Origin of the sequence: Agrobacterium vaccinii (assembly GCF_021310995.1) — a bacterium.
Lineage (GTDB): Bacteria > Pseudomonadota > Alphaproteobacteria > Rhizobiales > Rhizobiaceae > Agrobacterium > Agrobacterium vaccinii.
Window position 1 is genome coordinate 189,069 of record NZ_CP054150.1, and the last position, 26,480, is coordinate 215,548.

Consider the following 26,480-nt stretch of genomic DNA (forward strand, 5'->3'; position numbering starts at 1 on the left):
GATGTGGAAGAGGTTGCCGCTTGTCGATCTCCCCACCTGTGGGGGAGATGTCCGGCAGGACAGAGGGGGGTAAGCCAAGCGCACTGTTGTGTATTGGGCGGCCCCGGAGCCGAAACCATCACCCGCACCGATCTCTCCACCAAGGATTTGGTCCGCGTGCGGCAGGTCACCCGCCCTACCAGCGACTTCTCCAAGGCCGAACCATCCGAGGCCCTTTCGGCGGGGGCAGCGACCACCACGGCCACAACCGATCCTTTCTCGCAACCATCCGCCAATATGAGTTTCGAGCGCGGACATGATTTCAAGCTGGGCAATGCGCTGTTTCAGAAATTGTGGGTGTCCTCGCCATCCTCCACGCAGGCGTCTGACGGGCTGGGGCCGCTTTACAATGCGCGATCTTGTCAGACCTGCCACATCAAGGACGGGCGTGGGCGTCCGCCTGACGGGAATGAGGAGGCGGTGTCGATGTTCCTGCGCCTTGCCCGCCCTGCCCGTACGCCTGACGAGATAAAGGCAATCGCTGACCATGATGTGCTGAATTTTCCAGATGCGACCTATGGCGGGCAGCATCAGAACCTTGCGGTGCCCGGCCTGAAAGCCGAGGGCAGGCTTGCCGCCTCCTATGACGAAAAGAGGGTTACGTTGGGCGATGGCGAGATCGTATCGCTCCGCAAGCCGACCTATAGCCTCAAGGGTCTGAATTATGGCCCGCTGGAGCCTGATACGACACTGTCCCCCCGCATCGCCCAGCCGACTTTGGGTTTGGGCTTGATCGAGGCCATAGCGGATGAGGATATTCTGGCCAATGCCAGGCGTGACGGCGGCAGACCGGCATGGGTGCGGGACCACCGCAATGGCGCGTTGAAGCTCGGTCGGTTCGGCTGGAAGGCACAGAATGCCATTGTGCGGGATCAGGCAGCCAATGCGCTATCTCATGATATCGGCATATCCTCGCCGGATGCGCCAAATGCCTTTGGCGATTGTACCGATAAAGAACCGGACTGTCTTTCCATGCCGACCGGCGTGCAGAAGCGGCTGGGCGATGTGGAAGCGCCTTCGCCTGTTCTCGATCTGATGACGTTCTACACCGAAAATCTGGCCGTACCGGCGCGCCGCAATGTCGATGACCCCACCGTTCTACATGGCAAGCAGCAATTCTACGACGCGGGATGCGCGTCCTGTCACGTGCCGAAATTCGTGACGAAGCGCGATGCCAACGATCCGCTGCATTCCTTCCAACTGATATGGCCCTATTCCGATTTTCTGCTGCATGATATGGGCGATGGCCTGGCAGATGGTCAGCAGGTGGGTGAGGCAGGTGGGCGTGACTGGCGCACTCAGCCGCTCTGGGGCATCGGGTTGACGCAAGCCGTGAATGGCAATGGTTTTTATCTGCATGACGGGCGGGCGCGCAGCCTGACCGAAGCGATCCTGTGGCATGGTGGCGAAGCACAAAAGGCGCGCGATGCTTTTGCTGCCTTGCAAAAGTCTGACCGGCAGGCTTTGCTGACATTTCTGGAGTCTCTGTGATGGACAATGCGATGCGAAAATTTCATGCCCTTCTGCCGCTCGCTTTTCTGATGAGCTTCGGCACCGCACTGGCGCAGGATGTGGAGCTGATGCCACCACCCCCACTCGACCCGGTGAAGGTGCGCAGCGTGATGGAAAAGGCCGTGGATGGCTTTATCCGCCCCGGCTATGACGGCTTTCGCGATAGCGCCAAGGCGCTGACGTTCAAGATGCAGGCGCTGTGCGCCGCCCCTTCCGCTGACACGATTGCGGCAGCGAAAGCGGCATTTTTGGACGCGACCCACGCATGGTCGGGTATCGAGATCGTGCGCGTCGGTCCCGTCATCGAGCAGAACCGGTTCGAGCGGGTGCTGTATTATCCTGACAAAAAGGGTCTTGGTCTCAAACAGGTGCAAAAATACCTTTCGGACAAGGATGAGACCGTGACGACACCACAGGGTCTGCGGGCAAAAAGCGTTGCCGCGCAGGGCTTCGGGGCGCTAGAATATGTGCTTTACGGCACAGGTTCCGACGATGTAATGGCCGAGAAAAACAGTTTCCGTTGCCGGTACGGCGCAGCCATTGCGGGCAATATTGCCAATATCGGCACCGAACTTTCCGATCTCTGGGATGCGCCTGACGGGACGGCAAAGAACTGGAAGGAACCAGGGCCTGACAATCCGGTGTTTCGTGACGAGCGCGAGGCCCTGGTGGCGCTGCTGGGCATCCTGGTGCATGGCTCCGAAGCCATTCGCGACCAGCGCATCGAAACCTTCTACAAGGGTCCCGATAATGCCAAATTTCCGCGTACCGCGATCTACTGGCGCTCAGGCCTGACATGGAAAAGCATCGGCGACAACGTGGCTGCGGTACAGGGCCTGCTGCACAAAGCTGGCATGAGCGATCTCCTGCCGCCCGACCAGCGCTCCATCATCGGCTCCATCGACTTCATCGCCAAATCAATGGTCCGAGTCTCCGGCAACATCGAGCCTGACGTCGAAAAGGCGCTTGGCGACGACAAGGAGCGCGCCAAGGTGGATTATCTGCTGCTGAACGGCAAGGACCTGATCTACCGCATCAACGACCAATATGGCGGGGCCATTGGCCTTAGCTCCGGCTTTTCCTTTGCGGATGGGGACTGAACCGTGGCGCGCGACAAGCGACTGCTGATCGACCGGCGCTCCTTTATCAAGGCGGCGGGATTGCCGTTTCTGGCGTCGCTTGCGCCGCGTTCGCTTTACGCGCTGGAGCGGACGGATGCGGTCTTCGCATCGGCGTTCCGCGACCGCGATGGCGCTTATGGTGTGGCAACGGTGAGCGAAGCGGGCGAGATCATCGACCGGATGGTGCTGCCTGCCCGCGCCCATGGCATGGCGACCAGCCGCGCCACCGGGGTTACGGTTGCCTTTGCGCGCAGGCCCGGCACCTTCTTCATGGCCTTCGACCCGGCGAAACGCCGCGAACCCATCGTCATGCACACGCCGGAGAACCGCCACTTTTACGGCCACGGACAGTTTTCACCCGATGGCTCGATCCTCTACGCTAGCGAAAACGACTTCGACCGCAATCGCGGTGTGATCGGCCTTTACGATGCCCGCGACGGCTTCAGGCGCATCGGCGAATATGACGCGCGTGGCATCGGTACGCACGACATGACGGTGAGCGACGACGGACGGATGATCATCATCGCCAATGGCGGCATCGAGACCCACCCGGATTTTGGGCGTACGAAACTGAACCTCGATGCGATGCAGCCTTCTCTGGTGCTGCTGGATGCGGCCACGGGACGGTTGATCCAGAAACACGGCCTTGCAAAGGATCTCAGCCAATTGTCCACCCGGCATGTGGATCTCGGTAATGATGGGCGCATCTGGTTTGCCTGCCAGTATGAGGGACCGCGCAACGAATTGCCGCCGCTGGTGGGGTATTTTTCCAAAGGCGAGGATCTGCGTTTCATCGATCTGCCCGAAGAAACGACGACGCGGCTGGCGAACTATGTCGGGGCGATCGCCGTCAACCGGCGCGATGGCATCATCGGTCTGACGTCGCCCAACGGTAATGCCGCGGTGATGCTGGACGAGAAAAGCGGCAGGGTTGTCGGTGAGACTGCTCTTCGCGAGGCGGCGGGTGTTGCGGCGGCGCCAAAAGGCATTGTCACCTCGTCTTATGACGGGCAATTCGGGGCAAAAACCAGTGCTGTAGCATGGGATCAGCATATCGTTCGGCTTGCCGGATGAATTGCTAAAATAACACCGGAACAGAAGGAACGTCTGTGCATTTCATGCCTATGAAAAAAGCGCTGGTCTATCTCATTTTCGTCTTTGTCGTCGTCACCATCGGGGCGCTGATCGGCATGAACAATGTGCCGGGCGAATGGTACCAATCGCTCAACAAACCTTTCTTCAACCCGCCCAACTGGATTTTTGGCCCAGTCTGGACCGCGCTCTACGTCATGATTGCCATTGCTGGTGCGCGCACGTGGTTGCAAAGCCGCATGGGCGGGCGCATGCAACTGTGGGGCAGCCAGATGCTGCTGAACTTCATGTGGTCGCCGATCTTCTTCACGATGCAGAGCCCCATCGGTGCGCTCATTCTCATCGTGCCGATGCTGATCTGCGTCATCGCCTTCATCATCATGACATCCACGCGTGACCGCATTTCGATGTGGCTCTTCGTGCCCTATGCGGTGTGGGTTGCCTTCGCCACGCTGCTGAACGCCAGCATCGTTTACCTGAATTAGCACACGTCCTCCCTTGCCATGTCGCGATCAACGCGCCATGTCTTGTCAAAGAACAGGAAAGGCAGGGGAATGGATTTCACCGATCCCGGCGATTTTCGCCAGCGGATAGAAAAGAGCTTCGCACGCCAGGGCGTCGTTCAGGCCATCAACGCCGAGATTTCGCGCATCGAGCACCGGCTGGTGGAAATCGAGCTTCCGTTTCACCCCAAACTCACCCAGCAGCACGGCATTCTGCATGCGGGCGTCATTGCTGCAGCGCTGGATACCGCCTGCACCTATGCCGCCTATACGATCATCGAGCCTGACACCTCGCTGCTGACCATCGAGTTCAAGGTCAACCTGATGTCGCCGGGGCGTGGCGAGCGATTTCTGTTTCGCGGTGAAATCACCAAGCCGGGCAGCAACATTATCGTCGCCGACGGTCGCGCCTATGCGCTGTCGGATGGCCCGGCCAAGCTGATCGCCTCCATGACCGGTACGATGATGGTGATGAAAGGCCGCGAAGGGTTCGATGAATGAGTTATGAGACTGTGGATGTGGCGGGCAAGCGCCTGCTGTTCGTCATGGCAGCAGATGCCGAATATGGCCTGCATCTGAAAGCCCGCTTCAAGCCGCTTATGACGGGTGTCGGCCCGGTGGAGGCGGCGGTTTCGCTGACAGCGGCACTGAGCGAGCTGAATTACGCCGGTCGATCTCCCCATCTCGTCGTCTCGCTGGGTTCTGCTGGCTCGCGCGTTCTGGAGCAAGCGGAGGTCTATCAAGCCATGTCCGTCTCCTACCGCGATATGGATGCGTCCGCCTTCGGTTTCAAAAAGGGCTGCACGCCGTTCCTCGATTTGCCCGCCGAAGTTTCCCTGCCGCTGCGCATTCCCGGCGTGGCGCAAGCTAGGCTTTCCACCGGCGCCAATGTCGTATCCGGTGCTGCCTATGACGGGGTGGACGCCGACATGGTTGAGATGGAAACGTTTGCGTTATTGCGCGCCTGCCAGCGTTTTGACATTCCGCTCATCGGGCTCCGTGGAATCTCGGACGGAAAGGCGGATGTGCACCATATTTCCGACTGGACGGAGTATCTGCATGTGATTGATGAGAAGCTGGCCGACGCTGTGGACAGGCTGTGCCGCGCGATAGAAGACGGCAGCATTTCGCTCTAAATCTCTTGCGCAACCGCTTATTTTCTGGCTTTTCAGGCCATGTCACGGGTTGCCTAAAGCCCCGGATTTCTTTAAAGGCTCGCCATGACCCAGATAGCCCATCCCGACAGCATCCTCATCATCGATTTCGGCAGCCAGGTGACGCAGCTTATTGCGCGCCGTGTTCGCGAAGCCGGAGTCTATTGCGAAATCCACCCGTTCCAGAATGCCGCAGAGGCATTCGAGAAGCTGGCGCCCAAAGGCGTCATCTTCTCCGGCGGCCCGGCATCGGTGACGGCAGAGGGCAGCCCGCGCGCACCGCAGGCGGTGTTTGATTCCGGCATCCCGATCCTCGGCATTTGCTACGGCCAGCAGACGCTGTGCACCCAGCTGGGCGGCACGGTCGAAGGTGGTCACGCAGCGGAATTCGGTCGCGCCGATATAGAGATCAAGAAGGCAAGCCCGCTGTTTGACGGTTTCTGGGAACTGGGCGGACGTTACCCGGTGTGGATGAGCCATGGCGACCGCGTCACGCAATTGCCGCACGGCTTCGAAGTGGCCGCGACATCTGAAAACGCGCCCTTTGCCATCGCCGTCAACGAAGAGCGCCGTTATTACACCACGATGTTCCACCCGGAGGTCATGCACACGCCTGACGGTGCCAAGCTGCTGTCCAACTTCGTGCACAAGATCGTTGGCCTGAAATCCGACTGGACCATGGCTGCCTACCGCGCCGAAATGATCCGCAAAATCCGCGAGCAGGTGGGCACCGAGCGCGTCATCTGCGGACTGTCTGGTGGCGTCGATTCCTCCGTTGCTGCGGTTCTCATTCACGAAGCCATCGGCGATCAGCTGACTTGCATCTATGTCGACCACGGCATGATGCGTCTGGCCGAGAGCGAACAAGTCGTGACCATGTTCCGCGACCATTACAACATTCCACTGGTGCATGTGGATGCGTCCGACCTGTTCCTGACGGAACTGGCTGGCGTGTCCGATCCGGAAGTCAAGCGCAAGACCATCGGTCGCCTGTTCATCGAAACATTCGAGGCTGAAGCTGCCAAGATCGCATCCGACGGCAAGGGCGCACCGGCATTTCTGGCGCAGGGCACGCTGTACCCCGACGTTATCGAGAGCGTGTCCTTCTCCGGTGGTCCATCCGTCACCATCAAGAGCCACCACAATGTCGGCGGTCTTCCAGAACGCATGAACATGAAGCTGGTGGAGCCGCTGCGCGAGCTATTCAAGGACGAAGTGCGCGTGCTTGGCCGCGAACTCGGTCTGCCCGAAAGTTTCATCGGTCGCCACCCGTTCCCCGGTCCGGGTCTCGCCATCCGCTGCCCCGGCGTGGTGACGCGCGAAAAGCTCGATATTCTGCGCAAGGCCGATGCCATCTATCTCGACGAAATCCGCAAGGCCGGTCTCTACGACACCATCTGGCAGGCCTTTGCCGTGCTGCTACCGGTGCAAACCGTGGGCGTCATGGGCGATTACCGCACCTACGACTTTGTCTGCGCGCTGCGCGCCGTAACCTCGGTGGACGGCATGACGGCGGATTTCTACCCTTACGACATGAACTTCCTTGGCCGCACCGCGACCCGTATCATCAACGAAGTCAAAGGCATCAACCGCGTGGTCTATGACGTAACGAGCAAGCCACCCGGTACGATCGAATGGGAATAACAAAAGGCGGGTTTCTATATCCGCTTGCTTGTTCTCATTTTGTTCTTTTTATTTTTACTGATTGATGATAGCTTTCTGGCCTTGGCATGAGGCCAGGGAGCATCACCATGGGCGATAGTGCAGCATCAGCGGATCAGCCGCGGCAACTGTCTTTTGACTGGCTTGCGCCTCATTCCGTGACGGGCCATAACCGGCAGAAACTCAGCAAATTGTTGCTGATGACGAAACCACCCGGCGCTGTTTCTGAGACAATTTTCCGCGACGCTGAGAGACATGCTCTGGGCCGGACGACGCGGAGCGCTTATCCTGCCGAACTCCTACATGTCAGCTTGCTCTGTATTGGGGCATTTCAAACCCGTCCTGACAGGCTGATTGCGCACCTTGCCGCAGCGCTACGGGATTTTTCTGCGCGACCAATCCCCATGACCCTGGACACGGTAACTCACTTCGGAAATCGCAAGAGTCTTGCTTTGAAGAGTACGTCCGTGCTTCCTGAGATGACGTGCCTCACACAGATGCTGCAAGCGAGGTTGCGCTCGCACAGTGTGCCCTACGTATGCCAAAGCGCTTTCACGCCGCATGTGACAATCATTTACGGATGTGGGGAGATAGAAGCGATGCCAGTATCGAAGGCATATGGCTGGACTGTGAGCAACTTTGAGCTCGTCTTCAGTCACTACGGCGAGGCTCAGCATGAACAATGCGGACGGTGGCCCTTACGGGCTGAAAGCCGTGACTATCCGGCCATTGCCGAACAAATGAAATTCCCGCAGTGGCAATAATCTATGAAAAGCTGAGATATGCAGGTTTACGTCAGTGCACAGGACGTAGGCGACATGCTAGGCACCAATTCAGGTACGCAAGTCCGCCACAAAAGGCGTATTTCGCCTTCTGCCAAGGCGAGGCCATCATGCCTCGCCAGCGTCAATTCGAGATTAGAGCTGAACCTTGTCGAAAGCCTTGCGGTCGATGCCGAGGGCGTCGAGGTCTGCGCCTGCTGGCTTGCGGTGGGAACGGACAGCGGCGGATACTGCAAGAGCCGCACCGAAAACGGCAAAGGTTTCGCCAAAGAATTTACGGGATGTCTTAGCAACGTTACGCATGTGGGTCTCTCCTTCGTGTTGCCCAGAATATGAGCATTCAAAGGCTTTTGCACAACTCATGATATAGCAGGCAAGCCATGCAGCTTAGCTCGAACTCATTTGGATGACAGCCCATGCAAATTTGCATGGCTCATTGGATGTTGAACGCGATGGCTATTTTGCTATTCATTGGGAGGAGCATGAAAAGGCTGATGATATGACGGTTACGATTTACGGTATCAAGAACTGCGACACGATGAAGAAGGCCCGCAACTGGCTGGAAGCTGAGGGCATTGACTACACGTTTCATGATTATAAAAGCGCTGGGATTGATGCGGCCCATCTCAATGCCTGGTGCGATGCCGCCGGTTGGGAAACAGTGCTGAACCGCGCAGGCACCACCTTCAAGAAGCTGGATGAGGCCGATAAGGCTGACCTTACGCGCGAGAAGGCAATTGCGCTGATGTTGGCACAGCCTTCCATGATCAAGCGTCCGGTTCTCCAGGCCAAGGGCAAGATCACGGTTGGCTTCAAGCCCGACACCTATGCGGCGCTGTTCGGTTAGGTAACGCCATGTCGAAGACGACGCGTGCGACACAGGTGCTGACCAAGGCCGGTATTTCCTTCACCACCGTGGCTTACGACTATGATCCGAACGCCGAGCGTATCGGTCTTCAGGCGGCGGAGGCCATCGGGGCTGAGCCGCATCTGGTGCTGAAGACCTTGATGGCCGAGGTGGATGGCAAAGCAGTCTGCGTTGTCGTGCCATCTGACCATGAAGTCAGCATGAAGAAGCTGGCGTCGGCCTTTGGTGGCAAGTCGGCGCATATGATGAAACCTGCCGATGCCGAACGCGCGACGGGGTATCATGTAGGTGGCATCAGCCCTTTCGGCCAGAAGAAGCAGGTGCCGACGGCCATCGAGGTGCAATCCATGGGCCATGATCTCGTCTATATGAATGGCGGACAACGGGGATTGCAGGTACGCCTTTCACCTCGGGATGCACAATCCGTCTTGAAAGCCGTGGCGGCACCGCTGGTAAGCGAATAGCAGAAAGCCGGTTGGCTTTCGCCGCGAATGGGCTATGTTTTGCGCCTCCTATTGAAGCATATGAAGGCGCATCATGACAGTTTCTCCCATCGATCCCGTCAAACTCGAAAAACTGGCCGAAGTTGCCGTCAAGGTCGGGCTGCAATTGCAGAAGGATCAGGATCTGGTCATCACCGCGCCGCTGGCAGCATTGCCGCTAGTGCGGTTTTTGACTAAGCACGCTTACATGGCTGGCAGCGGTCTGGTCACAACCTTCTATTCCGACGAAGAGACGACGCTTGCGCGTTACGCGCATGCCAGCGATGCCAACTTCGACCGCGCTTCCGGCTGGCTCTATGAGGGCATGGCGAAGGCCTACGCCAATGGCGCGGCACGGCTGGCGATCTCCGGCGACAACCCCATGCTGCTGGCGGACGCAGATCCGGCCAAGGTGGCGCGCGCCAACAAGGCGAATTCCACCGCTTACAAACCGGCGCTGGAGAAGATTTCCAACTTCGACATCAACTGGAACATCATCTCCTACCCCAACCCGTCCTGGGCCAAACAGGTGTTCCCCGGTATTCCCGAAGACGAAGCTGTCAAGAAGCTGGCGAACGCGATTTTTGCGGCTTCCCGCGTTGATCTGGCCGACCCGGTGACTGCGTGGGCGGAGCACAATGCCAATCTTGCCAAGCGCTCCAAATGGCTGAATGGTGAGCGTTTCGCCTCGCTACACTTCACTGGCCCCGGTACGGAGGTGACCATAGGCTTGGCCGACAACCATGAATGGCATGGCGGCGCGTCCATGGCCAAGAACGGTGTGACCTGCAACCCCAACATCCCGACCGAAGAGGTCTTCACCACACCGCATGCCCTGCGGGTGGATGGTTACGTCTCCAGCACCAAGCCACTGTCGCATCAGGGCACGCTGATCGACAACATCCAGGTCAAGTTCGAGGCAGGCCGCATCGTGGAGGCCAAGGCGTCCCGTGGCGAAGAGGTTTTGAACAAGGTGCTGGATACGGATGAAGGCGCGCGGCGTCTGGGCGAAGTGGCGCTGGTGCCGCATTCCTCCCCCATCTCGGCCAGCGGCATTCTGTTCTACAACACGCTGTTCGATGAAAATGCCTCGTGCCACATCGCGCTGGGCCAGTGCTATTCCAAGTGCTTCCTCGATGGCGCTTCGCTCAGCCAAGACCAGATCAAGGCGCAGGGCGGCAATTCCAGCCTCATCCACATCGACTGGATGATCGGCTCCGACAAAGTGGATATCGACGGTGTCAGAGCCGATGGCACGAAAGTGCCTGTGATGCGCAAGGGCGAATGGGCCTGATAGGCCCTATTGCGGGGCCTGACTTTTCTGGCTGAGCCAGACGCTGGACGGCACGATGATGAAACCGGCAATCTGTGCTGGCGCGAGGTTTTGACCGAGCGCCAGCCAGCATAGAAGCGTGGCGGTAACTGGCGCTCAAAAGACCAAGAGAAGCGGCAACCGAGGGTTGGACGCGTGTCAGTCCGCGGAACCATAGAAGAAGGCAGCACCGATCAGCCCCAGATAGGCCATGCCCAGCACATTCGTGGTGGTCAGAGCGTGCAAGGCCGGAATGACGCTGTACAAAGTCGATTATCACGCCGCCTTGGCGACGTGATACTCCTTGATCGCAGCCATCTTGATCGCGGGATACCGTTCCGACTCATAGCGCAGCGAAAACGCGTCCTGGGCCAGAAACACCGGATCGCCATCGAGGTCGCGGGCAATATCGCCGCGCTTGACCGTCAGGAACTTCTCCATATCGGCAGACTGCTCAGCAGAAATCCAGCGGCAGATCGAGAACCGCGACATTTCGAACGAGACCGGCAAGCCATATTCGCCCATCAGCCGCTCTTTCAAAACATCGAGCTGCAAAGCGCCGACGACGCCGACGATGGCTGGGGAGCCGTCTTCCGGCGAAAACAACTGCACGACGCCTTCTTCGGCCATCTGGTGCAGCGCTTCCTTCAGCTTCTTCGCCTTCATCGCATCTTCTAGCCGCACGCGGCGCAGAATTTCCGGCGAGAAGTTGGGAACGCCCTGGAACACGAGGTTTTCACCCTCGGTCAGCGTATCCCCGATGCGTAGTGTGCCGTGGTTGGGAATGCCCACCACATCGCCCGCAAAGGCGGTGTCGGCGATGTGACGCTGCGAGGCGAAGAAGAATTGCGGTGCCGTCAGGCCCATCTGCTTGCCGGTGCGCGCCAGCCGCGCCTTCATGCCGCGCTCCAGCTTGCCAGAGCAGATACGCGCGAAGGCAATGCGGTCGCGGTGGTTGGGGTCCATATTCGCCTGAATCTTGAACACGAAGGCCGTCATCTTGTCTTCATCGGCATGCACGGTGCGCGTATCGGCCACTTGGTCGCGCGGCGGCGGTGCGATATCGCCTAGCGCATTGATAAGGTCACGAACGCCGAAGTTGCGCAACGCCGAACCGAAGAACACCGGCGTCAGATGTCCCTCCAGAAACGCCGTGCGATCAAACGGACGGCAGGCCTCCAGCGCCAGTTCGGTTTCCTCGATAAAGGCGTCACGCTCGTTTTCCGGCAAGCGGCTCGCCACCGCCTGTGGGCCATTTACCTGCGTTGCATCAACCTCGTTATCGGAGCCGCGCACCCGGTTGCTGGCCAAGTGGTAAGAGCCGCAGAAGCTCTTGGAACGACCGATCGGCCATGTAATTGGGGCCGTATCCAGCGCCAACTTCTCCTCGACCTCGTCCAGAATCTCGAAAATGTCCCGGCTTTCGCGGTCCATTTTGTTGACGAAGGTGATGATGGGAATGTCGCGCATGCGGCACACTTCGAACAGTTTTAGCGTCCGTGGCTCGATACCCTTGGCGGCATCGATGACCATGATGGCCGCATCCACCGCCGTCAGCGTGCGGTAGGTATCATCCGCAAAGTCTTCGTGGCCCGGCGTATCGAGAATATTGAAAACCTTGTCGTCATATTCGAACGTCATCACCGAGGTCACGACCGAGATGCCGCGCTCGCGCTCGATTTTCATCCAGTCGGAACGCGTCTGGATACGGTCCTTCTTCGCCTTCACTTCACCGGCCAGCTGAATGGCACCGCCGAACAGCAGCAGCTTTTCGGTCAGCGTCGTCTTACCGGCGTCCGGGTGCGCAATAATAGCGAAGGTGCGGCGGCGGGAAACCGCCTCTGCGAGTGTTTCAGCCATTCTCAGAAATTCCTGTTGATTGGGGCCGTCTTTATAGATTTGGTGCCGGATATGCAATTGACCAAGACAGTGAGCGCGCAGCAAATGGATCACATGAACACACGCGCATCTTTTCAACCCTCGCTCAAGCTCGTTCGTCTCGAAAATGGCGCCGGTATCGACCTGCCCGCCTATGAGACGACTGGTGCCGCTGGCATGGATTTGCGCGCCGCCGTTGCTGCTGACGAACCGCTCACTTTGAAACCCGGCACCCGCGCACTGGTGCCCACCGGTTTCATCTTCGAAGTGCCGCAAGGTTTTGAGGCGCAAATACGCCCACGCTCTGGCCTTGCCATCAAGAACGGCCTTACATGCCTCAACACACCCGGAACGGTGGATAGCGATTATCGCGGCGAGGTCAAAGTCATCCTCGCCAATCTGGGCCAGGAGGATTTCGTGATCGAGCGCGGCATGCGTATCGCCCAGATGGTCATCGCACCCGTTACGCAGGTGGCCGTCTTCGAGGTCACGGAGACCTCTGATACCGCCCGCGGCACCGGCGGTTTCGGCTCCACCGGCGTTTGATACGTCACAACCGCACGCAATTTTCTGCGCGGCATAAGTGAAATTGTTCACTTCTTGTTCTTGTTTTATCATTCGCGTTGTGCAAGGTTGCATGGGCGGAAATTTACACGCTTAATTGCGTGTTTTCTAAAGTCCGCCTGTTGGGGGCTTATATGGTTGCGCGCGTCAATACAGTGGCATTTCAGGGTATAGAGGGCGTACCCGTCGAAGTTCAGGTCATGGTCGCACCCGGCAAGGTCGGCATGCAGATCGTCGGCCTGCCGGATAAAGCCGTGGCAGAAAGCCGGGAGCGAGTGCAAGCTGCTCTCCACGCCTCCGGGCTGGCGCTTCCCGCCAAAAAGGTCACCGTTAATCTCGCGCCCGCTGATTTGCCCAAAGAGGGCAGTCATTTTGATCTCCCAATTGCGCTCGGGCTGATGGCCGCTCTAGGCGCTATTCCGGCAGAAGCGCTGGATGCATATGTCGTTTTGGGTGAGCTCAATCTGGATGGCACAATCGGTGCCGTGTCCGGGGCACTTCCCGCCGCCATCGGCGCGAATGCGCAGGGCAAGGGACTCATCTGCCCGGCAGATAGCGGCGGAGAAGCCGCATGGGCGGGTGCCGAGTTCGATATTCTCGCACCTCGCAGCCTGATTGCGCTTGCCAACCATTTTCGCGGCACCCAGCGCCTGTCACGCCCGCTTGCCGCAATCCGCGCCAATCCCGCAAACCTGCCTGATCTTGCCGATATCAAGGGGCAGGAAAGCGCCAAGCGCGCGCTGGAAGTGGCTGCCGCCGGTGGGCATAATCTCCTGATGGTCGGCCCGCCCGGTTCGGGAAAGTCCATGCTGGCCTCGCGGCTTCCCTCCATCCTGCCGCCGCTCTCGGCTGCGGAATTGCTGGAGGTTTCCATGGTCCATTCCATCGCCGGTCAACTCTCCGGCGGAAAGCTGTCGGATCGCCGTCCGTTCCGCACACCGCACCATTCCGCCACCATGGCAGCCCTCGTAGGTGGCGGCCTGCGCGCCAGACCGGGCGAGGCCTCACTTGCCCATCACGGTATTCTCTTTCTCGATGAGTTCCCGGAGTTTTCGCCGCAAGCCCTGGATGCGCTGCGACAACCGCTGGAAACTGGCGAATGCATCATCGCCCGTGCCAACCACCGTGTCAGTTACCCGGCGCAAATCCAGCTCGTTGCTGCCATGAACCCTTGCAAATGCGGAATGGCAGGCGAACCCGGCTTCACTTGTGCCCGTGGCCCGCGCTGCGTGACGGATTATCAGCAACGGATTTCCGGCCCGCTGATGGACCGCATCGATATCCGCATAGAAGTTCCTGCCGTCTCGGCGGCGGACCTCATCCGCCCCATGGCCGCCGAAGCCAGCGCAGATGTTGCTATACGCGTGGCCCGCGCTCGTGAGCTGCAACAGGACCGTTTCGCCGCCGCAGGCTTCAACGGCATCCGCACCAACGCCCGCTGCTCCACGGCGCTGATCGAAAAATTCGGTGAACCCGATGCCCCAGGCCTGCAACTGCTCCGCGACGCCGCCGAAAAACTGAAATTCTCCGCCCGAGGCTACCACCGCATCCTCAAAGTCGCACGCACGCTGGCTGATCTGGACGACAAGGCTACCGTCACCCGCATTCACCTGGCGGAAGCGATTTCTTATCGGATAGCGGGGGAGCGACTGACGGCGGCGGCATGAGGGAGGGTTAGGCGGAACGTTCGCAACTCATGGCCGTCCCTCATTGGCGGTGCAGGACATGACAGCGAAAGCCTTCTAAGGAAGGCGCGAGTATGGGCGCAACGCAGCAACCCTCACCCTGAGGCGGGAGCGAAGCGACCCTCGAAGGGCGAGGGTTGCGGGCCAAAAGGGCAGAGGGCGAGGCGGATGCTTCGAGGCTTTGCCCTTCGATCAAAGCACCTCAGCATGAGGACGGCGGGTGTGGCAGCCCGAAATGCTCAGCATAAGGCGGAGGGCGAAGTGTTTGCAACGGGGCCGCTAGGTTGCCTCTACCCTTGTGGGAGAGGAAGAAAAATCATGACTTAGCGCAAGCTAAGTCATGATTTTTCAGGTGAGGGGTTTGCCGCTGGTTCCAACGCCAACGATAGACCACTCAAACAGCTCGGTAAGTCTAGAGCCCCAATCCCTCAAACAGTGCCGTCGACAAATACCGTTCCGCAAACGACGGGATGATCACCACAATCGTCTTGCCCGCATTCTCATCTCGCGCACCGATCTTGATAGCAGCGGCGAGGGCTCCGCCGGAGGAAATGCCGACCGGTACACCTTCCAGACGGGCAACCAGACGGGCGGTTTCGAAGGCTTCGTCATTGGTGACGGTGACGATCTCGTCGTAGATCTTGGTGTCGAGCACGGCGGGCGCGAAGCCTGCGCCGATGCCTTGAATCTTGTGCGGGCCGGGGTTTCCGCCTGAAAGCACGGGGCTGTCGGCTGGCTCTACCGCTATCACTTTCACGTCGGGTTTGCGCGCCTTGAGAACCTGGCCAACGCCGGTAATGGTGCCGCCGGTGCCGATGCCCGAGACGAAGATGTCAACATTGCCATTCGTGTCGTTCCAGATTTCCTCGGCTGTTGTCTTGCGATGGATTTCGGGGTTGGCGGGGTTTTCGAACTGCTGTGGAATGATCGCATCGGGCAGCGTTTCGGCCAGTTCATGCGCCTTGGAAATCGCGCCCTTCATGCCTTTGGGGCCTTCGGTCAGTACCAGTTCGGCACCCAGAAGTGCCAGCATCTTGCGGCGCTCGATTGACATGGTCTCGGGCATCGTCAGGATCAGTTTGTAGCCCTTGGCGGCGGCGGCAAAGGCCAGCGCAATGCCGGTGTTGCCGGATGTCGGCTCGATCAGCGTCGTCTTGCCGGGCGTAATCTTACCCTGGGCTTCCAGCGCTTCGATCATGGCAACGCCGATGCGGTCCTTGACCGAGGCGATGGGGTTGAAGAATTCGAGCTTTGCCAGAATGGTCGCCTTGACGCCTTTTTCAGCCGCCAGCTTGTTGAGCCGGACCAGAGGCGTGTCGCCGATCGTTTCCGTGATTGAGGAATAGATACGTCCGCGTCCGGGTTTTCTGGCTTCTGTCATGGCATGCTCCATTGTGCAAACAGCAGGAATTGGCCGCAGAATAGGAGGAATAGCATTTCGATTCCAGAGAATGAATGTGCGTATATAGAGATATTCAGGGCATAAAATTCTATGGGCGCGTCATTTATTGGAGCCTAGTTCTCAAGTTGCGCGCGTCGCGATCATAGCGGCAGTACCAGCCAGAATGCCTGCTGCGGTTCGGTTGAGGATCGTCAGGGCACTGGGACGTTTCAACAAAGTCCGGGCCTTTGAGGCCAGCAGAATATAGGGCAGCAGCACCGCCATCAGCACGGTGAAAGTGACCGCAAGGAGGGTCGCGTATTCACTGGTTCCGATCAGCCGGATGTCGATCAGCGTCGGTACCAGGGCCACGTAAAACAGCATGGTCTTGGGGTTGCCCAAAGTGATGAACAGGCCAGACAGGAAAGACATGCCCATGCTGGTGCTCTTTTTGGCTTGTAAATCCTGCGGCAAAAGCCCGGCAGTCCACAGTTTCCAGGCGATATAAAGCAGATAGGCGGCGCCTGCGAATTTCAGGATCATGAAGGCTTCCTGAAATGTCTGCGCCACGAAGGCGAGGCCGAGAATGACGGCGGTCAGGTAGACCATGTCGCCGAGAACGAGACCGAGCCCCATGAAAAACGTTTCGCGAAACCCGGAGCCCAGGGCGCGGGCGACGATGGCCGTCATGCCGGGGCCGGGGATGGCGGCGGCGATGAAGAGAGCGGTGGCGTAGGTCAGAAGCGTTGCAATGGTCACGACGGTGTCCCCCGAAAATCGTGACGTCGATATAGCATGGGGAACGGGCAAGAAAAGAGCCTTGCGAAAACGACAAAGCCCGGCGCGTGGCCGGGCTCTGCGAGAATTCACTCGAAAGAGTGATTACAGGAACGGGCGATCCGGCATGTCATCGATGCTGATGACGCCGTCGTTGTTCTTGTCGAGGCGTGTGAACATTTTTTCACCGGCGGCGGTAAACTCGGCCTTGCTGATCTGGCCGTTGCCATCGGTGTCGACCATGGAGAACATCGCGTTCACACGACCACCCGGACGTTTGCCACCTTCGCGGCCTTCATGCTTGCGGCCTTCATGCTTGCGGCCTTCATGCTTGCGGCCTTCATGCTTGCGGCCTTCGTGGCGCTTGCCGTCACGCTCTGCGTGTTCCGGGCCGCCCTTTTTGCCATCCATACCTTCGGCATTGGCACGCTCTGGACGTGGGTTGGCGGCGCGGAAAGCTTCCATCTTGGCTCTGCGGAAATCACGCATTTCCTTCGGAGTGATGAAGCCATCCTTGTTGGCGTCAATCTCGGTGAAAAGCGCGTCCTGGCGGGCGGCGAACTCTTCCTTGGAAACCTTACCGTCCTTGTTGGTATCAGCCGTCTTTAGCAGATAGACATAGGCCAGTTCAGGGCGCATCGGCGGGCCATCTCTGCCAGGGCCACGGGGTGCTGCCATGGACATGGGTGCTGTGGTGCTGAGCACCAGGGCCGCTCCAAGAGCCGTGAGCGCAAATTTTCGAATTGTCACTGGTCTGTACCTTTCAAATGCTGTCCCTGATTGAAAGGTAGTGAGCCTATTGTGCCTTCACCACTTAAACATCAGTAATGTGCATGACAAATCGGTAACCTGGCTCAGCCTGCTGCGTGGGACAGTACCTTTAGAAAGCCTGTCAGATCATCGGTGATGAAATCGATGTGCTCGTCGCTCGTTGCCGGAATTTCCCAGCGCTCCATGACGATGCCTTCGAGATTGCGCGGCACCAGAAGCACCGTCTTCATGCCCAAAGCCTTCGGTGCCACTAGGTTTCGCGGCAGGTCCTCGAACATGGCGGCCTTGGTCGTGTCCAGCTTGGCGAGAGCAGCGAATTTCTCGTAGGTCGCGCTGGCGGGCTTGGGCAGAAAATCCGCGGCGACGATGTCGAAGATATCCTCGAAATGGTTGAGAATCCCCAGCGCGCCAGCGGCGGCCTGCGCGTGCGGCACGCTGCCATTGGTCAGAATGAACTTGCGCCCCGGCAGGGCCTTGATCGCGTCACCCAGGTCCGGGTTGGGCAGCAGTGCTGAATAATCGATCGCATGCGCGCGTTCCAGAAAGGCGTTGGGGTCGATGCCGTAATGGATCATCAGGCCCTGAAGGGTGGTGCCATGCTCGTGGTAATATTGCTTCTGAAGCTTGCGGGCTTCATCCGGCTCGAGCTGCAGCAATTCGGCGACATAGGCCGTCATGTTCTTGTCGATCTGCGAAAACAGGTTCACCTCGTGCGGGTAAAGCGTGTTGTCGAGATCAAACACCCATTCGGTCACATGGGAAAAGTCGGCAGGGGTTGGTTCATTTTTCGGTTTCGTGCTCATGGCCCCTTATGCCCTGTCGTCAGCACAAAGAAAATCGAAAAGGCGACGTTCCAGCCGCTTTCCGACCTTGGGGCGGAAAGCTGGGGCGTGATAATCGTTTAGGCATGGAACTCTGGATACCCATCACCATCGCCGCTGCCTTCATGCAGAACCTACGCTCCGCCTTGCAAAAGCATTTGCAGGGCTCGCTTGGCACGCGTGGTGCCAGCTTCGTGCGCTTCGGTTATGGATTCCCGATTGCCGTCATGTACGTCTTGGCTCTGCATTTCGTGGCGAAGCAGATTTTCCCGACCTTCAGCGCGCCATTTTTCATCTGGGCGGTTATCGGCGGTCTGGCACAAATCTTTGCCACCATGATGCTGGTGCATCTGTTTTCCCTGCGCAACTTCGCCGTCGGCACCGCCTATTCGAAGACGGAGCCGGTGCAGGCGGCGCTGTTCGGTTTCGTCATCCTCGGTGAAAAGCTGACGCCGGGTGCTGTCGGAGCGATCATCGTCGGCGTCATCGGTGTGATGACGATATCCATGGCGCGTATGCCGCTCTCTTGGAGAAACACTGTAACGGCACTGACCAGCCGCACCGCGCTGATCGGCATCGCTTCCGGCGGCGTCTTCGGCATATCGGCGGTGGCTTATCGAAGCGCGTCCCTGTCCTTGCAAGGAACGGGGCCGATCATGTCGGCGGCGGTGACGCTGGCCTGCGTCACGACCTTCCAGACGGCCTTCATGCTGGTTTGGATGGCTTGGAAGGACAAGCGGGAGATCGTGCAGGTTCTGGTAACGTGGCGCTCGTCGGCTCTGGTCGGCATCGCCGGGGTATTGGGCTCGGCTGGCTGGTTCACGGCCATGACGCTGCAACAGGTGGCCTATGTGCGAGCGCTGGGCCAAATCGAACTCGTCTTCACCTTCATGGCGTCGTGGTTCCTGTTTCGCGAACGGGTCAACGCCATGGAACTGGCAGGATGCCTGCTGATCGTCAGCGGCATCCTGGGTTTGCTGTTCTGGTAATCAGGGCACGATGAGCGTGCCCGCACCTTCTGTAAAGATTTCCAACAGAACCGAGTGCGCCGTCTTGCCGTTGAGAATAACGACACCCTGAACGCCCGCCTTGATGGCCTCGATGCAGGTCTCGACCTTGGGGATCATGCCGCCGGAAATCGTGCCATCTTTGATCAGTGCGCGCGCCTGCGACACCGTCAGTTCCTTGATGAGTTCCTTGTTCTTGTCGAGAACACCTTCGACATCGGTCAGGAACAGCAGGCGGCTGGCGTGCAGCGCACCGGCAATGGCGCCGGCAAAGGTGTCGGCATTGATGTTGTAGGTCGCACCATCACGGCCAGGAGCCACCGGCGCGATGACCGGGATCATCTCGGACTTGGCGAGAAGATCGAGCAGCGTGCGGTCGACTTCCACCACTTCACCGACGAAGCCGAGGTCGAGAACGCGCTCGATGTTGCTGTCGGGATCGATGACAGTCTTCTTGGCCTTTTCGGCAAAGACCATATTGCCGTCCTTGCCACACAGGCCGATAGCCCATTCCCCGGTCTGGTTGATGAGGGCGACGATTTCCTTGTTGATGGAGCCGGCCAGCACCATCTCAACGATCTCGACCGTCTTGGCATCGGTCACGCGCAGGCCACCTTCGAATTTCGATTCGATACCCATCTTGCTCAGCATCGCGCCGATCTGCGGGCCGCCGCCATGAACGACGATGGGGTTGATGCCCGACTGCTTGAGAAGCGCGATGTCCTCGGCGAAAGCCTTGCCCAGGCCGCTGTCGCCCATGGCATGACCGCCATATTTTACGACGATGGTCTTGTTCTCATATTTCTGCATGAAGGGCAGTGCCTGTGCCAGAAGCCGGGCCTGCATTTCGCTTTCGGAAGACGCCATGGGAAATAACCTCGTCGTTGAATGCCGCGCTTTTAACCCAAGTTTTTGACGGATGAAACAACGCAGAGCCAATCTGGCGCAGAAAATTCAAACGTGATCACGACGATAGCGCCATGGAGATTGACATAATCGCACAATCGGACCAGCTTTATGCGTGGGGGCAAATGCGCGTGCCGGTTGGAGCAAGCCGGAAACTGCCATGATGGCGGTGTCGCACGATAGCCAGGAGTTCGATGACGGATGACCTTGCCAGATCGGGAGAAGCGTTGCGGTTTGCAGGATGAGGTGCTGGCGGGCGAATATGTCCTCGGCGCATTGAGCTCCGATGCCAGTGCTGAACTTGCCAAACGCATGAAGACGGATCGCCAGTTCGCAGCCACGGTCCGCCGCTGGCAGGAAAACCTCGCAGAAACAGATCGAACCGACCGTCGCGCTTTTTCAGCCTATGGTGCAGGGAGAGCAGTGGATCACGGCAGACGCAGATCGGACATCAAGGGACATCGCGGGCTTTACGGGCGTTTTGCAATCGCCTCGGCGTTGTGGAATTCCGTGCGTTTCTGGAGACTGACGACATCGGCAGCAGTGCTATGGGCAGCAGCGCTGCTATTTGCGGGTTTTTGAGCCGTTGCAAAAACGCATTGCTTATCATTCCCGTCATCAGCGCGGGAATTTGGGGCGGCAGTCCATTGTACTGCCAAGCCCCTGAACTCAGTTAGATACTGATCGTCCTGACAATTTCGTCTCGGACCATATCCAGCCCCGAGGATTTTTCGGAAGACGTGGCCAGCACTTCAGGATAGGCAGCCGGGCGCTTGCGAATTTTCTCCAGCGTTTCTGTCATCAAACGTGGCACACCGACGTCCTTGATCTTGTCGGTCTTCGTCAGAATGATCTGGTAGGAGACAGCTGCCTTGTCCAGCAGCGACAACACGTCCTCATCGTTCTTCTTGATGCCGTGGCGCGAGTCGATCAGCACGTAAACGCGCTTCAGCGTCGCGCGGCCCCGCAGATAATCGAACACCAGCTTCGTCCAGGCATCGACCTGATCCTTCGGTGCCTGTGCATAGCCGTAACCCGGCATGTCCACCAGCGCCATCGGCGGCAGGTCGCCTGCCTCGCCGGAAAAACCCTCGGGAACGAAGTAGTTCAGTTCCTGTGTACGGCCCGGCGTGTTGGACGTGCGCGCCAGCCCGCGATGGCCGACGAGCGCGTTGATCAGAGACGACTTGCCGACATTGGAACGTCCGGCAAAAGCGATCTCTGGCGGTCCTTCGGGGGGAAGGAATTTCATGGCGGGTACGCCGCGAATGAAAATCCAGGGCCGCCCGAAGAGCGGCTTTTCCGTTGCCGGCTGGCCGCCTTTGATGTCGCCGGTCATTTGGTTTCCACCGGCTTTCGCTTGAACAACGCTTTTATGTTGTCGAACAGCTCGATCTTGGCACCGTGGCGCTTCATGATCACGGCTTGCTGGGAAATCGACAGGGTGTTGTTCCATGCCCAGTAGATGACGAGACCGGCAGGGAAGGACGCCAGCATAAAGGTGAAGATCAGCGGCATCCAGGTGAAGATCATGGCCTGCGTCGGATCTGGAGGCGTCGGGTTCATGCGCATCTGCATGAACATGGTGATGCCCATGATGATAGGCCAGACGCCGATCATTAGGAAGTGCGGAACGTCGTAAGGCAGAAGGCCGAACAGGTTGAACAGCGAGGTCGGATCGGGCGCAGACAGGTCGTGAATCCAGCCGAAGAACGGCGCATGCCGCATTTCGATGGTCACGTAGATGACCTTGTAAAGCGCGAAGAACACCGGAATTTGCAACAGCATCGGCCAGCAACCGGCCACCGGATTGATCTTTTCTTCCTTGTAGAGCTGCATCATGGCCTGTTGCATGGCCATGCGGTCATCGCCATGCTTGGCTTTCAGTTCCTCCATCTTGGGCTGCACGCGCTTCATGTTGGCCATGGAAGCGTACTGCTTGCTGGCAAGCGGGAAGAACAGAACCTTGACGACGATGGTGGTCAGCAGGATAGCCACGCCGAAGTTACCAAAGTAACGGAAGAAGAAATCCATCAGTTTGAACATCGGCTTGGTGATGAAGTAGAACCAGCCCCAGTCGATCATGAGATCAAACTTCGGAATCGCGTATTGCGTTTCGTAACGGCTGACGAGCGGAACTTCCTTGGCACCAGCAAAAACGAGGTTCTTCAGCTCGACCGACTGGCCTGGAGCCACGGTAACCGCATCGCCACGGTAGTCGGCCTGATAACGCGGCTGACCATCGGTGAAGTGGGTGTAGCGGGTTTCGACAGGAACGGTCTGCGGCGGCACGATGGCAGCAGCCCAGTACTTGTCGGTAATGCCGAGCCAGCCACCGGTTGCCTTTGGCAGAGTGTAGGGCTTTTCTTCGACGTTCTTGTAGGATTCTTCCGTCAGGCTGCCATCTGCACCGGCAACGCCCAGAAAGCCTTCGTGAATGACGAAGACGGCAGGTGTTGCAGGCTTGTTGTTGCGGGTGATGCGGCCATAGGTCGAGAAGGACACAGGCTCCTGGCCGGGGTTCTCGATCTTGTCGACGATAGTGATCATGTAGTGATCGTCGATCGAAAGCGTGCGGTTGAAAACCACGCCCTTGTCGTTTGTGAAGGACAGCGTAACAGGCGTTTGCTCTGTTAGCTTGGCGCCTTCGGGAGCGGTCCAGATGGTGGAGGGGCCGGGAACCGTGCCCACAGCATCACCGGCGATATAGCCAAGCTCCGTGAAGTAGCCGTCATGGGTGTCGGATGGCGAGAACAGCGTGATGAGCGGGCTCGAGTCATCCACGGTCTCGTGGTAGTCCTTGAGCTTGATATCATCCAGACGAGCGCCACTGAGGTTGATGGAACCTGAAATGGCATTTGTGTCGATCTGTACGCGCTGCGATCTGGCAAGCGCTTCATCGCGAGACATGGTTGCGGCCTGCTGGCCGGAGGCGCCGGGCAGGGTGCCACCCGGTGCTGCTGCCGTTCCCGGCGCAGCGGCGGTGCCGGTGCCCGTTGTGGGCTGCGTCTGCTGCTGCGCGGCCTGCTGGGCCTGACGGGCCTCTTCGGTCCGACGCTGCTGCTCGATGCGCGGGTTCATATACAGGAACTGCCAGGCAAGCACGATGACAACCGAAAGGCCTATCGCGATAAAGTAGTTGCGGTTTTTTTCCATCATTCTTTCCTGGAGCGGGTCTCCCGGGAGCGTCCGGATTTCGCGCGTCCCTCGATCCGCTCTATGAGCAAGTGTTCCAGTACGGCAAATTCGGTTTTCAATGCGTCCCTTCGGGCGACAATCACATAGTCATGCCCGGGCTTCATTGCAAACCCGGCTTTAAGCCTGACGGCTTCCCTCAGACGGCGGCGCATTCGATTGCGTTCAACCGCATTGCCTTGGCGTTTCGTCACCGTAAAACCGACGCGGGGTTCGGTCTCGGGTGCCTGACGATCCAGTACCTCCAGAAGAAAGGTGCTGCCTCGCCTTTTTTCTCCTGCCTGAACAGCAAGAAACTCCGGTCGGTTTTTCAACCGACCGGGTATTTTCTTCTCATGCGTCATGTGCCGCGACTTTCATCGGGCTTGCGGCGCAATTAGGCCGAAAGACGGGCGCGGCCGCGTGTGCGGCGAGCAGCCAGAACCTTACGACCGCCGGCAGTTGCCATACGGGCACGGAAACCATGACGACGCTTGCGAACAAGCTTGGATGGCTGGAAAGTACGCTTAGACATTTATTTAATACCGCGGGGTGCGGCCCTTCTTGACTTTGCCCCTTATGGGACAAGAGCGTTTCGTTAATGCCGAGGCCTACCGCGCAAACGGTAAAATGCCCAGACGTGCGGGCTTATAAGGGCTTACAGGCCTTAAAGTCAATTGCTGAACCGCACGACCTCTTTGTGTTCATCCAGTCTGTATGACAGATTGAGTAATCTATGCTTGTGAAACGCCTGCGCCGCCTCTTCCAGGCGAGCAAAATGAATAAAATTGGAAAGTCTTTCTTAAGGGGAGGCAGTTAAAGGTTTTGCTGACGAACTATCGTCGGGGGATCGTTTCTTGCTTTTTGGCGAGATGACGTTTTTGAGGGGAATACGCAGTGAAAATTCGGGGTAAGATCAATCTTCTTGTGGGGCTTTTGAGCCTTGTTGCTTGTACCATAGGTGGATTGTCGATCTATGCCGTCAAGGAATATCATGCCCAGACATTGGCGCTGGATGCTGTTGCAGACCGCGCCCGGCATGGAGAAACCCTCAATCGTCTCGTCACGGCAGTGGTGATGGAATCGCGCGGCATCTACGCCGCCAAAGATACAGCCGCAGCGGCGAAATTTGCCGACGGCATCAAGACCAACCTCGATGACATGGCCGCTTTGCTGAACGACTGGAAATCGCAGGTTCCGGCGGCACAGGTCAGCCAGTTCGCCAGTCTCGAAAAGCGCTTCGCCGATTTCCGTACGTTCCGGACAGAAACCGCGCGCCTTGGCCGCGAAGCAAGTCCTCAGGACGCCAACGCGCAGGGCAACAACGAAGCCAACCGTGAAAACCGCAAGCTTTACCAGGCCGAGATCGATGCCGTCGTGAAGAGCGACCTTCAGGCCCTGGATGCGATCAAGGTAGAAATCGAGAACTTCGGCGACACGATTTTCCTCGTCGTTGCTTTCGTTACCGTGGCCGGTGTGGTCATCGGCGCGGCCTTTGGTCTCTATATCGGCTCCAGAGAACTCAGCGGCCCGATCCTGAAAGTTTCCAACGTCATGAACGCGGTTGCCGAAGGCAATCTGGACACGGACGTACCCTATCTCGACCGCAAGGACGAAATCGGTGAAATGGCCGCCGCCGTGGAAGTCTTCAAGCGCAACGGGCTGGAATTCCGCCGCATGAATGCGCAGGAAACCGCCATGCGCGCCAAGAGCGACGATTTGCAGGCTGGCATGGCAGAAGTCGTGGGTGCGGCTGCGGAAGGCGATTACAGCCGCCGCATCACCAAGGATTACGGCGACGATAACCTCAACCGTTTTGCCCATAACATCAATTCGCTTCTGATCAGCGTCGATAGCGGCGTGACGGAAACGGGCCGCGTCATCGAGAGCCTTGCGCATGGTGACCTGACGCAGACGATGAATGGCAGTTTCCACGGTGTGTTTGCCGAGCTTCAGTCCAACGTCAACGAGACATTCGTCAAGCTGAAGGGCACGATTTCCGAAGTTCGCGGCAGCACCGAAAGCATCAGCGGCAACGCCAATGAACTACGCGCCGCAGCCGACGATCTCTCCAAGCGTACCGAGCAGCAGGCCGCAGCCCTGGAAGAAACATCCGCCGCGCTGGATGAAATCACCGCTGTGGTTCGCAGCTCCACCGAGCGTGCGCAGGAGGCCAGCGCCATGGTTTCCGAAACCAAGGAAAAGACGGCACAGTCTGCCAAGGTCGTGCGCGACGCCGTCTCGGCTATGGGACGGATCGAGCAGGCATCGCGCGAGATCAGCCAGATCATCAATGTCATCGACGAGATCGCCTTCCAGACCAATCTGCTGGCGCTAAACGCAGGTGTCGAAGCCGCACGTGCTGGCGAGGCTGGTAAGGGCTTTGCCGTTGTGGCACAGGAAGTGCGCGAACTGGCACAGCGTTCCGCCAATGCCGCCAAGGATATCAAGGCGCTGATCACCAAGTCGGGCGAAGAGGTCGGTAACGGTGTAACGCTGGTGCAGCGCACCGGTGAGGTCTTGGACGAGATCGAGACGCGCGTACTCGGTATCAACGATCACATCCACTCCATCGCAACCGCTGCCAAGGAACAGTCCACTGGCCTGCAGGAAGTCAATACGGCCATCAATCAGATGGACCAGGTGACCCAGCGCAACGCGGCCATGGTGGAAGAAACCTCTGCCGCAACCCACAAGCTGAGCGGTGAAGCGCAGACCCTCGTCTCGCTGGTCGGTCGCTTCCGGCTCGGCAACGAGACGGGCGCCTACGCCGGTCAGTCTGGCCGACCCGCCGTCGCGTCATCCCGCTCTGCACCGGTGGCATCACCTGCGCGCAAGATGATGGGCAACGTGGCCCGCGCCTTCAACGGCAATGCAGCGGTCGCCCAAAGCCGCGATGAATGGCAGGAGTTCTAAGGCCCGGACCATCCAGGCCTCGTTTGAAGACGTCAAAACTGAAAACCCCTCGCCACCGGCGAGGGGTTTTTTT

General features: G+C 58.6%; 27 protein-coding genes and 1 pseudogene. 16 read left to right on the plus strand and 12 right to left on the minus strand.

Going from position 1 to position 26,480, the window contains the following annotated elements; all coding sequences use genetic code 11:
• The first annotated feature begins 93 nt into the window (after window positions 1-93).
• The 8 genes from HRR99_RS00960 to HRR99_RS00995 all read left to right on the plus strand — a co-directional run bounded on the left by HRR99_RS00960 (window position 94) and on the right by HRR99_RS00995 (window position 7,847).
• The gene (locus tag HRR99_RS00960; protein WP_233122438.1) at window positions 94-1,530 is read left to right on the plus strand and encodes a di-heme oxidoreductase family protein; all 1,437 of its coding nucleotides are present in this window, start codon (window positions 94-96) and stop codon (window positions 1,528-1,530) included.
• Window positions 1,530-2,651 (plus strand): imelysin family protein, encoded by a 1,122-nt coding sequence (locus HRR99_RS00965; protein WP_233122439.1) that lies wholly within the window; start codon window positions 1,530-1,532, stop codon window positions 2,649-2,651. The genes HRR99_RS00960 and HRR99_RS00965 overlap by 1 nt, the downstream gene beginning before the upstream one ends.
• Before the next feature lie 3 nt (window positions 2,652-2,654).
• On the plus strand, window positions 2,655-3,746 hold the full coding sequence (locus HRR99_RS00970; RefSeq protein WP_233122440.1) for a DUF1513 domain-containing protein: 1,092 nt from the start codon (window positions 2,655-2,657) through the stop codon (window positions 3,744-3,746).
• Window positions 3,747-3,796: 50 nt separating this feature from the next.
• Window positions 3,797-4,249 carry a TspO/MBR family protein gene (locus HRR99_RS00975; protein ID WP_233123534.1) on the plus strand — a complete coding sequence of 151 codons (453 nt, stop codon included), beginning with the start codon at window positions 3,797-3,799 and terminating at the stop codon, window positions 4,247-4,249.
• Window positions 4,250-4,318: 69 nt separating this feature from the next.
• The gene (locus tag HRR99_RS00980) at window positions 4,319-4,768 is read left to right on the plus strand and encodes a PaaI family thioesterase (protein WP_233122441.1); all 450 of its coding nucleotides are present in this window, start codon (window positions 4,319-4,321) and stop codon (window positions 4,766-4,768) included.
• Complete coding sequence (locus HRR99_RS00985; RefSeq protein ID WP_233122442.1) at window positions 4,765-5,403, plus strand: 5'-methylthioadenosine/S-adenosylhomocysteine nucleosidase; 639 nt, start codon at window positions 4,765-4,767, stop codon at window positions 5,401-5,403. Before HRR99_RS00980 ends, HRR99_RS00985 begins: the two co-directional genes overlap by 4 nt.
• An 84-nt stretch (window positions 5,404-5,487) precedes the next feature.
• Complete coding sequence (guaA, locus tag HRR99_RS00990) at window positions 5,488-7,065, plus strand: glutamine-hydrolyzing GMP synthase (protein WP_111839979.1); 1,578 nt, start codon at window positions 5,488-5,490, stop codon at window positions 7,063-7,065.
• Between the two features lie 107 nt (window positions 7,066-7,172).
• A complete protein-coding gene (locus HRR99_RS00995; protein ID WP_233122443.1) occupies window positions 7,173-7,847 on the plus strand; it encodes a 2'-5' RNA ligase family protein in 675 nt (224 codons plus the stop codon).
• 153 nt (window positions 7,848-8,000) lie between these two features.
• Here HRR99_RS00995 and HRR99_RS01000 read toward each other — a convergent pair whose 3' ends face one another.
• A complete protein-coding gene (locus tag HRR99_RS01000) occupies window positions 8,001-8,168 on the minus strand; it encodes a hypothetical protein (protein WP_164470680.1) in 168 nt (55 codons plus the stop codon).
• Window positions 8,169-8,364: 196 nt separating this feature from the next.
• On the opposite strand from HRR99_RS01000, the gene HRR99_RS01005 reads away from it, so the two are divergent.
• From HRR99_RS01005 to HRR99_RS01015, 3 genes are all read left to right on the plus strand, one after another.
• Entirely contained in the window at window positions 8,365-8,712 is a 348-nt protein-coding gene (locus HRR99_RS01005) for an ArsC family reductase (RefSeq protein WP_233122444.1), read from the plus strand.
• Window positions 8,713-8,720: 8 nt separating this feature from the next.
• Complete coding sequence (gene ybaK / locus HRR99_RS01010) at window positions 8,721-9,197, plus strand: Cys-tRNA(Pro) deacylase (RefSeq protein WP_233122445.1); 477 nt, start codon at window positions 8,721-8,723, stop codon at window positions 9,195-9,197.
• Window positions 9,198-9,270: 73 nt separating this feature from the next.
• A complete protein-coding gene (locus tag HRR99_RS01015; RefSeq protein ID WP_233122446.1) occupies window positions 9,271-10,509 on the plus strand; it encodes an aminopeptidase in 1,239 nt (412 codons plus the stop codon).
• A 6-nt stretch (window positions 10,510-10,515) separates the two neighbouring features.
• Here the strand turns inward: HRR99_RS01015 and HRR99_RS01020 are convergent.
• Window positions 10,516-10,791 (minus strand): annotated as a pseudogene (locus HRR99_RS01020) (EamA family transporter); the annotation flags it as partial.
• Between the two features lie 12 nt (window positions 10,792-10,803).
• Window positions 10,804-12,387, minus strand: coding sequence for a peptide chain release factor 3 (locus HRR99_RS01025; protein ID WP_233122447.1), 1,584 nt, complete (start codon window positions 12,385-12,387; stop codon window positions 10,804-10,806).
• A 93-nt stretch (window positions 12,388-12,480) separates the two neighbouring features.
• Between HRR99_RS01025 and dut the strand changes: the two genes are divergently transcribed.
• Both dut and HRR99_RS01035 read left to right on the plus strand, forming a co-directional pair.
• Complete coding sequence (dut, locus tag HRR99_RS01030; protein ID WP_233123535.1) at window positions 12,481-12,951, plus strand: dUTP diphosphatase; 471 nt, start codon at window positions 12,481-12,483, stop codon at window positions 12,949-12,951.
• Window positions 12,952-13,103: 152 nt separating this feature from the next.
• The gene (locus tag HRR99_RS01035) at window positions 13,104-14,636 is read left to right on the plus strand and encodes a YifB family Mg chelatase-like AAA ATPase (RefSeq protein ID WP_233122448.1); all 1,533 of its coding nucleotides are present in this window, start codon (window positions 13,104-13,106) and stop codon (window positions 14,634-14,636) included.
• A 430-nt stretch (window positions 14,637-15,066) separates the two neighbouring features.
• Here the strand turns inward: HRR99_RS01035 and cysK are convergent, their stop codons facing one another.
• The 4 genes from cysK to HRR99_RS01055 form a co-directional block, all read right to left on the minus strand.
• A complete protein-coding gene (gene cysK / locus HRR99_RS01040) occupies window positions 15,067-16,035 on the minus strand; it encodes a cysteine synthase A (protein ID WP_233122449.1) in 969 nt (322 codons plus the stop codon).
• A 141-nt stretch (window positions 16,036-16,176) separates the two neighbouring features.
• Entirely contained in the window at window positions 16,177-16,794 is a 618-nt protein-coding gene (locus tag HRR99_RS01045) for a LysE family translocator (protein ID WP_233122450.1), read from the minus strand.
• A gap of 123 nt (window positions 16,795-16,917) precedes the next feature.
• A complete protein-coding gene (locus HRR99_RS01050; protein ID WP_233122451.1) occupies window positions 16,918-17,562 on the minus strand; it encodes an EF-hand domain-containing protein in 645 nt (214 codons plus the stop codon).
• Between the two features lie 104 nt (window positions 17,563-17,666).
• Window positions 17,667-18,386: a pyrimidine 5'-nucleotidase gene (locus HRR99_RS01055; protein ID WP_233122452.1), complete on the minus strand. Its 720-nt coding sequence runs from the start codon at window positions 18,384-18,386 to the stop codon at window positions 17,667-17,669.
• Between the two features lie 104 nt (window positions 18,387-18,490).
• Between HRR99_RS01055 and HRR99_RS01060 the strand changes: the two genes are divergently transcribed.
• The gene (locus tag HRR99_RS01060) at window positions 18,491-19,393 is read left to right on the plus strand and encodes a DMT family transporter (RefSeq protein WP_233122453.1); all 903 of its coding nucleotides are present in this window, start codon (window positions 18,491-18,493) and stop codon (window positions 19,391-19,393) included.
• Here the strand turns inward: HRR99_RS01060 and argB are convergent, their stop codons facing one another.
• On the minus strand, window positions 19,394-20,278 hold the full coding sequence (gene argB, locus HRR99_RS01065; RefSeq protein WP_062451011.1) for an acetylglutamate kinase: 885 nt from the start codon (window positions 20,276-20,278) through the stop codon (window positions 19,394-19,396). It abuts the gene before it with no gap.
• 240 nt (window positions 20,279-20,518) lie between these two features.
• Between argB and HRR99_RS01070 the strand changes: the two genes are divergently transcribed.
• Window positions 20,519-20,899, plus strand: a complete 381-nt coding sequence (locus tag HRR99_RS01070; RefSeq protein WP_233122454.1) for a hypothetical protein — start codon at window positions 20,519-20,521, stop codon at window positions 20,897-20,899.
• A gap of 91 nt (window positions 20,900-20,990) precedes the next feature.
• On the opposite strand, the gene yihA is transcribed toward HRR99_RS01070, so the two are convergent.
• From yihA to rpmH, 4 genes are read right to left on the minus strand one after another with little or no spacing between them, the layout of a single operon-like run.
• On the minus strand, window positions 20,991-21,656 hold the full coding sequence (yihA, locus tag HRR99_RS01075; protein ID WP_233122455.1) for a ribosome biogenesis GTP-binding protein YihA/YsxC: 666 nt from the start codon (window positions 21,654-21,656) through the stop codon (window positions 20,991-20,993).
• The gene (yidC, locus tag HRR99_RS01080; RefSeq protein WP_233122456.1) at window positions 21,653-23,473 is read right to left on the minus strand and encodes a membrane protein insertase YidC; all 1,821 of its coding nucleotides are present in this window, start codon (window positions 23,471-23,473) and stop codon (window positions 21,653-21,655) included. Before yidC ends, yihA begins: the two co-directional genes overlap by 4 nt.
• A complete protein-coding gene (rnpA, locus tag HRR99_RS01085) occupies window positions 23,473-23,856 on the minus strand; it encodes a ribonuclease P protein component (RefSeq protein ID WP_233122457.1) in 384 nt (127 codons plus the stop codon). The genes yidC and rnpA overlap by 1 nt, the downstream gene beginning before the upstream one ends.
• Window positions 23,857-23,888: 32 nt before the next feature.
• Window positions 23,889-24,026 carry a 50S ribosomal protein L34 gene (rpmH, locus tag HRR99_RS01090; RefSeq protein WP_111839965.1) on the minus strand — a complete coding sequence of 46 codons (138 nt, stop codon included), beginning with the start codon at window positions 24,024-24,026 and terminating at the stop codon, window positions 23,889-23,891.
• Between the two features lie 362 nt (window positions 24,027-24,388).
• On the opposite strand from rpmH, the gene HRR99_RS01095 reads away from it, so the two are divergent.
• On the plus strand, window positions 24,389-26,407 hold the full coding sequence (locus HRR99_RS01095) for a methyl-accepting chemotaxis protein (RefSeq protein WP_233122458.1): 2,019 nt from the start codon (window positions 24,389-24,391) through the stop codon (window positions 26,405-26,407).
• Window positions 26,408-26,480 lie beyond the last annotated feature (73 nt).